Origin of the sequence: Bacteroides cellulosilyticus DSM 14838 (genome assembly GCF_000158035.1) — a bacterium.
GTDB classification, from domain to species: Bacteria; Bacteroidota; Bacteroidia; order Bacteroidales; family Bacteroidaceae; genus Bacteroides; species Bacteroides cellulosilyticus.
On the sequence record NZ_EQ973489.1, the window covers coordinates 138984 to 146786 of the forward strand.

The following is a 7803-nucleotide window of genomic DNA, read 5'->3' on the forward strand; positions in this document are numbered from 1 at the left end:
ATGTACCAAGTTATTTTTAAAACGTTACTTAGTACTATAAAGGAAGAAAAAGTTTCCTGCGGAGGAACTATTAGTTTCAAGGGATGAAACCGTCAGTTTCTCGGTGTGAAACTACTGGTTTCAAGTAATGAAACTGTCAGTTTCACGCCGGGAAACTAATTGCCGCCTATTGCACTTTAAAGATAATAAGGCGGGCTATCATTTCTTAATCTATTTATAAGCTGTCTGATATCGGGTTGTGCTTTTGAGTTTCTTTCCGGGAACATCGTGCAGCTTCGGACGGGTTGGACGTATATTATAGGTATTCATCCACTTTTCAAGGACATCACGAAGTTTTTGCAGTTCCTGGCTATAGGCATTTTCCATGATCAGGTTTCTCATTTCTCCTCTGTCATTCTGCATATCAAACAGTTGCTCACGATATTTTCCTTTATCATAAAGCACATATTTGTAGCGCTCAGTGCGTACTACCCAGCCTCTTGTCTTGCTGCCGTCAAACCGTGTTTCGGTGATGATGTATTCTTGATGTAAGGCCTGTGGATTACCTTCTTCCACAACTTTCCGGAAAGACTTTCCGGCTGCTCCTTCCGGCATCTTGGCACCTGCCCAGTCGCATACGGAAGCGAAGAAATCTATACCGTTGCTGATAAGTTGAGGCAATACTTTGCCTGCATTCTTCTTGCCGGGCAGGGTTACGATAAGAGGAATGTTGATAACTTCTTCATATAAAGCAGATTTCTGGTTCCAATGGTGAGCCCCTATACCATCTCCGTGGTCACTGGAGAAGATCACTACTGTATTCTTCCAAAGATCGTTCTTATCAATGGCATCAATAATTTTTCCGATCTCCTTATCTACTTTTTCTACCAAACGATAATAGGTATAACGGTACATACGCCAGTCTTCGGGAGTAAAACCGGCAGTCGGATATACATTATAGTTGTTTGCCCTTTCGCTTTCAATGACATCGGCATCGTAAGGATTCTTGGCGAAATTGGCTGGTACTCCCGGGCAGTCCCGTATATCAGGCGTATCAATATTTCCATAAGGGAAGTTTTGGCTCCGTGCGTATTCGCAGATATTGTGTGGATTGTCATAAGAAGCTACCAGGAAAAAAGGCTTTTTATGTTTGCGTGAGAGGTATTCGGCGCAAGCTTCCGCCAGTCCGTCGTCACTATGTTTGTAAATGTTGTCGAAGCCGTATTCTTTGTCGGGGACATCAAGAAGAGGAAGATGCCATTTACCGCCATAAGCACAATCATATCCGGCATTCTTTATTAAGGTGCCTAATGTCTGTGTCCTGAGCGAGTCGGGTATCGGTGAACCATTGACTGACAGTCCTACTGCATCCGGATAATGCCCCGTAAACATGGCTCCACGTGAAGGACCGCTGAGCGGAGCGGTGCAATAAGCATTATTGAACATTACACCGGCGGCTGCCAATCGGTCGAGATTGGGAGTGTGCAGGTCCGGATTTCCGGCACAACTCATGGCGCTGGCTGTCTGTTGATCCGTGAATATATAGATGATATTGGGACGTTCGGCCGCAGAAGCCGCAGAAGAGCATAGCAAAGAAAAAAATGCCAGATGCTTCATTGGAATTTGTTTTACCATATTAGTAACTTTCATGATTTAATATTCGGTTTTATATTTCAGGTTTCGGTAAGGAATCAACCAGTCTTTTCTCTATTCTCTTTCCGCCTACCTGATCGACGATAGTCGTAGCACCCTTATTCGAATTATAGTTGAAGTCCAGTGAAGCATCGTTCTGCGTATTCTCTATGTGCAGGAACGCTTTGCCTTCACTATCCAGATTACATTCAATAACCCATCCTTCTACTGTAATGCGATTTCCCTGATGATTTATCACGGCATCGGCGCGGTTGTTTCCATGTACATCGATTATATTGAGAAAAAACACTTTATTGCAAGGAGTTGTCGTTGCCGTAAAATGATAATGATTAGCAAGAGCCTTGCCAAGACGCTTTTTCCAGTCAAGGGCGGCTACAAAGAATGTATCCGTTTGTGCATAAGTCATCTCCTGTGAAGAATATAAATGAGCTATCGATATTCCATCCGCTTTATTCTTACCCAGGATGCGCAATCCTCCTTCTTCCTTACCCACCTCCATAGGCAGTTCCACCGTATGTAGCAGATAGTTCCATTCTACCGGTTCTTTACCGGCCAGTTCATCGTAAACAACAAACAAACCCGAGCGTCCGAGCTGAACGATATGTCTTCGGAAGAATTCCAGCTTATTTTCATCCCAACCTTTCTCCGGTGTAAATTGAGTGCCGGATAAACGTCCGCGTTCCAGCCACAACGGAGAGACTACTTTCCCATAGGCGTTGGAGGCATCGCCTACAACGTAAGAGATTTCTTCACCTTCATAGTAGCGGGGAATCCAACCATAGCCTTCTGTCCCTATCTTCTGACCCATACCGTTTACTAATATGGAGTTATGGGCACGGGTATTCCGGTAGGCATACATACAATGATCATCTGTAAATCCGGTACGATGCCCGCTGCTATAAAAGATAGCCTTACCCCCAAAGAAGGTGTTGAAAGCATTTTGATTGGCCAGGGCATGGGATGTGGAACCATAAGGGCTGCTTCGGAAAGAAAGCATGGCATTGTTGGCATGATGCCCTATATCGGTATTCATCAGGGCAGTACCTGCTTGTTTGAAGACTTTGGCTTCCGGTAGTTCCGACAGATGTTTGCTATAAGCAGGCCTTTCCTTCGGGGTTGTGCAGCGATACCAGGTCAAATCTGCCGGTTTGGCTTCGAAAGCCTTCGACAGGATGTCAGGGTCTTCCTGCATAATTTCGTGTACATAAGCAGCTGCCCACGGATTGTTACATTCGCGTGCCAGGGCATCGGCATATCCTACGCGCCCTCCGTTCGGGCTGCGTTGTCCTTCATGTGAGTTGCCATGACCTCCGGATTTGGAGAAGGGAGGTTGCTGATAGATAACATATAAGGCATTGTTGTTATACCACGGATCTGCAAAGAAGTTGAAGCCGGATATGCGTGAGAAAAAGGCCGGCACTTCTATCAAGGTACGTATATTTACATGGAAATAGGCATCTCCATTGTGCCAGCCACCATCCTTATGCAGGCCCGGAAGGCGTGAAATCCATTCATTATAACAGTAATCTGTCCATACGGACGCTTCCGGTATTTCACCGACCGTAGCGAATGCCGCCATCGTCAGGATACGGAAAGTCATCTGCCACACATGGTTGTCTGCAATACGGTTCTCCAGGTGGTTCACGTATTCATTATAGAACTTGTCTCCAATTCTGCGGATGTTATCCAACAGCAGTTGTTTCTCTTCCGGTGACAGTAAATTATAAAATCCGTCATACGCGGATGTACTCATCGATAATAGGGTGGACAGGTTAAAGTCGCCTGCAAAGTATTTGCTTTTTTGCCAGGAAAGAATTTCACTCAGGCGGTTAATGCCTTCCCGATAATACTTCTCGTCTTTTGTCAGCAAATAAGCACGGACCAATGCTTCCACGTTGGCCTCTTCTCTGTCTACAATCTTACGGCTCTCGCGGATGAGGGCTGATTTACGTTGCACAATGTTGGTCAACGTAACTACATTCGTTGTATCTATCTCCTCCTGAAGATGCTTCAACGGACGGGAAATGCATTGGGAAGCCTTGTCCATATAAGCCCGGGCTTCCGGATTATTTTTATTTTTCGCTATGATCTTTTCCCAGTCAGCTGCATCCAGCAACACACGCGGGTGATGGGAAGGATATTCTGCCAGGACTTTTTCCAAAGTCGGCGGATTGAATTCCGGTGTATCTTTATCTATATAGAATTGGTAAACCGGCGACCATTCTTCGGTACCTTCGGGGGTAACATAAGCATGTTGCCAATACCATTTCCCTTGTGCCAGACACTGGAAAGGATTGAAGAAAGCCCAGGCACGTTCACCGGTAAGGACATCTTTCCGAAAATTCTTGTCTTGAGAGATACGAATCCGGTAAACTACTTTTGGCTTTTCATCTACTTGTCCCGGAACTCCATCCAGCACCGGACCTAAATGAGGGAATTTGTCCGGCCACATGAAACGCGGTGGATTCACCTTGACGTATGTGCCATCGGCAGGAGAGGGAGTTGCGCGGACTTCATGCATCAATGTTTCTTCGGAAACCTTTATCACGGCAGGTTGCTCGGAACTGCCACATGCCATTAACAGGCAGAGGGCCGATAAGCCCAATACTATCTTTTTCATCTCAGAATCTTATTTTTGTTTTTTGAAGGTAACCAGCTCTTTCAAGCTAACTGTCTTATTATTAACCAAAGGATGTGCCCAGAAGCCGATAAACGTAATGTATCCCATGAAAATCAGAATAAGTAACATTCCCGTTCGCAACGAAGTGGCGTCGGATACCAGGCTGACGAGCAGCGGACCACCTGCACCTCCCACTATTCCGGAACAAAGGATGCCTGCAAAAGAACCGTGATTCTGGGTTACTGTATTCAGGGCAAGTGAAAATACTATGGAGTACATCATGGAGATACAAAAGCCTATTGCAGGAAAAGCCCACACCGCTATTTCCGCGGAGCCGAATAATGCAATTAACAGCAAACTCATGGAAAGTATGCCCGATATTTGCAGCAAACGCTTACTGTCTATCAACTTCAGCAGGAACATGCCAAACAAACATCCGACAGTCATTGAACCCCAGAAATAACTGATGCTTTGCGCACCCACGGTCTTCGGATCAATGCCATGATACTGCTCCAGAAAAGTACTCATAAAAATAGAAACTCCCTGTTCTGTACTGACATAACAAAAGATTCCCAGGAAGAAAAGCCATACGTATCTTTGACGGAACAATTTCTTGTAGGAAGCCGAAGAACCGCTGCGTTCATCATCTTTCAGTTCAATGCGCGGGAAGTGGACCAACGACACAATGAGCAGCATAATCAGCAATAACACTGTGAATACCCAATAAAGGGAAACCCAGGGAAGAGTGACCGGAGTGATGTCCGCCAAAATATCAAGCAGGAAATTCTTTCCCGGCTGATAGACTCCTGGTGCCAGCGCATGTATTAACCAAGTATAAACCAAAGGACTGATAAACGATGCTACTCCAAACACAAACTGTGCCAATTCGGCTATGAATGCATAGTTCTCTTCTCCACCGACAACACGCTGCAAAGGGTTAATTACGGTCTGCAACATGGCCATTCCCAAGCCGATAATAAAGGAAGACACCAGTAATATCAAATAGAATGGGAAACATGCAAACAAGACGGTTCCGATAAATGGCATAAGGAAACCGGTAAACAGCACTGGCTTTTCTCCATATTTATCTATCAATATGCCTGCCGGTATCGACATGATGGCATAAGCCAGGAAGAAGGAAGTCGGGATAAATCCCGCCATTGCCAGATCCTTCAGCTCAAAGTTATGGATAATGTCAGGAATTAACGGTCCGAGAATGTTTGTAATGAATGAAATGGTAAACCAGAACATCATGATCAATGCCAGCATACCCCATTTCTTGTTATTTTTCATAATAATTCGTTTGTTTATAGAATTAGTGATGCTGCACCGATAAGACCGGCTTTATTGCCCAATTCGGCTGCTACAATCTTGGTATTCAGGGCACAGTCTGCTATTACGTGCTTTTTGACTACCGCCCTTATTTTCTCTAAATAGAAACTGCCGGATTCTGCAACACCTCCTCCTATCACAATCCGTTGGGGACTGAAGATATTGATAAAGCCGGCAATTCCTCTGCCCAAATAGTAAAAGTGTTCGTTCATGCACTCGACAGCGAGCGGGAAATTTTCATGATACAGGCGAACAATCAATTCCCCGTTTATCTCCGTATCAAAACTTAAATTCTGCTCTTTCGCCAATGCGCTAAAACGTCTTGTCAAGGCGGCAGTCGAAGCATAATGTTCCAGGCAGCCGATTGCCCCGCAGGCACAACGTTCACCGTTGGCAATCAACGGTACATGCCCCAACTCCGTACCCCGGTTAGCATATCCATTGAACAATTTACCATCAATGATGACAGCTCCGCCGATACCGGTTCCTATAGTCAGAAACACCACATGAGTGCAACCTCTTCCTGCACCATATTTCGTTTCTCCCAGTCCCATCAGATTGGCATCATTTCCAACAACTACCGGTAAACTCATCTGTTTCTCCATAAGGGAGGCTACATCTATGTTTTCCCAGCCGACAATATTTTCCGCACCTCCCAGTACGATACGATTTGTTTCATCTACAATTCCCGGTGTACCGAGCCCTATGCCCAGTACGGTCCAGTTCTGTTTTGCGGCTTCATCTTTCAGCAAGGTGGCAGCCTTTATCAGTTGTTCCATCACTTTTGCAGCTGAGACAGAAGCAAAAGAGGGTAATTTTCCCTCAAAGAAAGAATTACCCGCTTTATCTACCAAAGCATATTTTATAGATGTACCACCTAAATCAATGCCAATTGCGTATTCCATAATTTATTACATCAAATAAGGAAACATTATGTTCTTTCCACCCATATAGGAGAGCTCCATGCCCATTGCTGGTCACGCTGGCGAACTCTGATATAGTAATAATCCGTATCTCTTTCGGGTTCAGTGTCTTCCATATAATGTTCAACCATAAAGCAACTTTCCGGCATTGCACGGTTGAATAGGATAGCTTCACTAAGCCATCCGATCATGAAATGGGAGCGGGAACCTTCCAGAAGTTCGCCCAGTGAATGTTCAAACTTCTTGCCGTTGAACTCTGCCGTAATCATACCGTCTTTAGGCATAGTGACATCCAGAATGACGGCCTGCATGGCGGGAGTGGTGGTATTCGGATTCTTGGAACTGTACATGTCCAACTCCGTATCCTTGTCCGTAACAGACACAATACGGTTCACCTTTGTCTCAAACTCGGGTTCTCCCGGTTGCGGAGAAGTGAAGGCAGCGCCACGGAAGCAAGGTTCCACAGCATTGATAGTTCCTTTGCTGATAGATAGTTTACCTTGCCAATGTACATACTGCTCTTCACGGTTCCATCCAAAATCAATCTTTACCTTACAACGTACCATGTCTCCTTCCGGCATTTCGGGCAACAACGGACCACTTAAACGGGCTATGCATTTCCGATTCTTGACAATGTCTATGTAATCGATACAACTGCCGCCTTCCACATTCAAATAAATACGGCGACTGTTACCCCGTACCACATCGCCCGGAAAAGCGTCGTTCAGACGAAAATCTATATTGATCTTATCACCGGTAGCGCAACAAACGTGACGGTTCTTCATTGCATCCCAGATCTTATCACGGGTCAATGACTCTGCCAGTACGCCTATACGCCCATCGCCATAACTGCCCGGATATCCGGCGTGCTGATCTGTAGAGCCCATAATACCGAATTTCTTGCCTTGCTCCAATCCACACTGAATTGTACCTTCCCATTGGCGAGGTCCCATATCGTGCAGATAATTATAATCACCCTGATCGCTCTCAGCCAATCCGTGGCGGGAATACATCTCTACGAACGGAGTCTGGTCTCCTTCCGTAAAGAAGTTCCAGTTATATCCGCGATAGCCCGTCTGGTAACCCATGTGATGCGGAGTTATAAATACTTTATGTCCGCGGGCTTTTTGTTTCCAGTCTTCAATGGAGGTACATTCCACCAACGGCGCATCCAGGTCATAGTTCAGGGCCACATGATCTCCATGTTCCATGCTGTGTGCCTCATAACCTACAAAGGCAAGAAATTCTCCTTCCTTATTGTACTCATTGGTCATGGCTACGTATTTCTCATAGCCT

The 7803-nt window shown here is 45.4% G+C and carries 5 protein-coding genes; all 5 read right to left on the reverse strand.

Going from position 1 to position 7803, the window contains the following annotated elements; genetic code table 11:
* Positions 1-210: 210 nt before the first annotated feature.
* A complete protein-coding gene (locus BACCELL_RS03440) occupies positions 211-1629 on the reverse strand; it encodes a sulfatase family protein (RefSeq protein ID WP_007210154.1) in 1419 nt (472 codons plus the stop codon).
* A 16-nt stretch (positions 1630-1645) separates the two neighbouring features.
* On the reverse strand, positions 1646-4252 hold the full coding sequence (locus BACCELL_RS03445) for a DUF4962 domain-containing protein (RefSeq protein ID WP_007210155.1): 2607 nt from the start codon (positions 4250-4252) through the stop codon (positions 1646-1648).
* A gap of 9 nt (positions 4253-4261) precedes the next feature.
* Positions 4262-5545, reverse strand: coding sequence for a sugar MFS transporter (locus BACCELL_RS03450; RefSeq protein ID WP_007210156.1), 1284 nt, complete (start codon positions 5543-5545; stop codon positions 4262-4264).
* A 14-nt stretch (positions 5546-5559) separates the two neighbouring features.
* Positions 5560-6489: an ROK family protein gene (locus BACCELL_RS03455; protein ID WP_007210157.1), complete on the reverse strand. Its 930-nt coding sequence runs from the start codon at positions 6487-6489 to the stop codon at positions 5560-5562.
* Between the two features lie 26 nt (positions 6490-6515).
* Positions 6516-7803: hypothetical protein (locus BACCELL_RS03460; protein ID WP_007210158.1), on the reverse strand; the 1288-nt coding region annotated here is incomplete at its 5' end.